At 62.9% G+C, this 2,093-nt stretch carries 2 protein-coding genes; both read right to left on the reverse strand.

Annotated features, from left to right (window positions below; all coding sequences use genetic code 11):
• Positions 1 to 1,040, reverse strand: a 1,040-nt coding sequence (locus ENZ74_RS30210; RefSeq protein WP_245471039.1) for a methylmalonyl-CoA mutase family protein, incomplete at its 3' end; no start/stop codon positions are given.
• On the reverse strand, positions 1,037 to 2,093 hold a 1,057-nt coding region (locus ENZ74_RS30215), incomplete at its 5' end, for a methylmalonyl-CoA mutase family protein (protein ID WP_164761327.1). The genes ENZ74_RS30215 and ENZ74_RS30210, both read right to left, overlap by 4 nt.

Here is a 2,093-nt window from a genome sequence, read left to right on the forward strand (position 1 = left end):
GTGTGGCCCTGCGTTGCAGCCATTGCCTCGATCATGGTGCGGACAATGTTGTTGTAGGGATCCTGCGCCGTCAGCGACCAGCCAGAAGTCTGGCAATGGGTGCGCAGCGACAACGAGCGCTCGTCCTTGGGCGAAAAATTCTTCTGCATCAGGGTCGCCCACAACAGGCGCGCGGCCCGCAGCTTGGCGACTTCCATGAAGAAATTCATGCCGATGGCCCAGAAGAAGGACAGGCGCGGCGCAAAGCGGTCAATGTCGAGGCCCGCCGCGACGCCGGCGCGGGCATACTCGATGCCATCGGCGATCGTATAGGCGAGTTCAAGGTCGGCCGTCGCGCCGGCCTCCTGCATGTGATAGCCGGAGATCGATATCGAATTGAACTTCGGCATGTTCTTCGATGTGTACGAGAAGATGTCCGACACGATCCGCATCGAGGGTTTCGGCGGATAGATGTAGGTGTTGCGGACCATGAACTCTTTCAGAATGTCGTTCTGAATGGTGCCGGCGAGATCTTTCTGCGCAACGCCCTGTTCTTCCGCCGCGACAATGTAGAGCGCCATGATCGGCAGCACCGCGCCGTTCATCGTCATCGATACCGTCATCTCGCCGAGCGGAATGCCGTCGAAGAGCTGCCGCATGTCGAGAATGGAATCGATGGCGACGCCAGCCATGCCGACATCGCCGGCAACGCGCGGATGATCGCTGTCATAGCCGCGATGCGTGGCGAGATCGAAGGCGACCGACAGGCCCTTCTGGCCGGCGGCAAGGTTGCGTCGGTAAAATGCATTGGATTCTTCGGCCGTCGAGAAGCCGGCATATTGCCGGATGGTCCAGGGCTGCTGGACATACATGGTCGGGTAGGGGCCGCGCACGAAGGGCGGCAGGCCGGGATAGGTGTCGAGATGCGGCAACCCCTTGAGGTCGCTTTGATTGTACAGATGCTTGGCGACGAGCCCTTCCGGCGTGGTCCGCTGGCCTTTGACCTCGACGGGAGCGCGGCGTGGCGGGACCCAGCCGATCTGGCCGAAGTCCGGGATCAAGAGCCGGCTCCGATCGATTGGTCGATGCGGACTGGAAACAGCGCCTCGCAGACGGCAACGCCTTCGGTGAAGGCCGGCCGCCGTTCCGCCGCCAGCGTCTCGACCGGACGTTCGTCTTTCGATGGATAGAGCGTGGTGCCGATGATGGCCCGTTGGCCTGTGCGGTAGGCTGCATTGCGCTGCTCCGCAGCTGCGTGGACGCGCTTCTGGATGCGTCCGTCCTGAAGGCTGGACAGGACACCGCCCTCGGCTTCGATCGTCTGCAATTCCGTCCACGCCAACTCGCACAACTCCGCGGTCAACGCCTCGACGGCGCCGGAACCATAGGCGGGATCGGTGACATGATCGATATGGCTTTCATTGGCCATGATCAGCTGCGTGTTGCGGGCAACACGACGGGCAAAACCCGCCGGCAGACCATGCGCGATCGTGTGCGGCAGGATGGAGATCGAATCGGCGCCGCCGCACGCCGCGGCAAAGCATGCAATGGTGGTGCGCAGGATGTTGGTCTCCGGATCCATCGCCGTCATCATGCGAAACGACGTCTCGGCATGGATATTGGCGGTGGATGTCGGGATCGAACAAGCCTCCTGCACCCGCGCCCATAGCCTGCGCAGTGCTCGCATCTTGGCCGTCGACAGCAACTGGTCCTGGTCGACGCTGAGCGCAAAACCGATATGGGGTGCGGCATAGACAAGCGGCTGCCGCGCCGTCTCGAACATTCTGAGATAGGAGACAGCCGAAGCCAGCATGATGCCAAGTTCCTGCGCTTCCGTGGCGCCGGCATTGTGGAACACGCGCCCGTCAGCTTCCAGCAGCACGCCCGGAACGCCCATCGCGAAGAAGTGCGCCAGCGACTGTGGCATAGAGGCCTGCAGCGCCTCGATCGACATGCGCAGCCGACCGGTTCCCGCGAAGATCGCCGCTGGATCGATGCCGAAGGAGAGGTTGAGCTTTGCCGGGTCCGATCGCCGCTTGCTCAGGAACGCGACCAGCCAGTCGGCCACGGCGCGGCTCCAGGGATGGGCGTCGATGCGAACCTGGATGCGGTTG

This window comes from Mesorhizobium sp. M7A.F.Ca.CA.002.15.2.1, assembly GCF_003998715.1.
Taxonomy (GTDB): domain Bacteria; phylum Pseudomonadota; class Alphaproteobacteria; order Rhizobiales; family Rhizobiaceae; genus Mesorhizobium; species Mesorhizobium ciceri.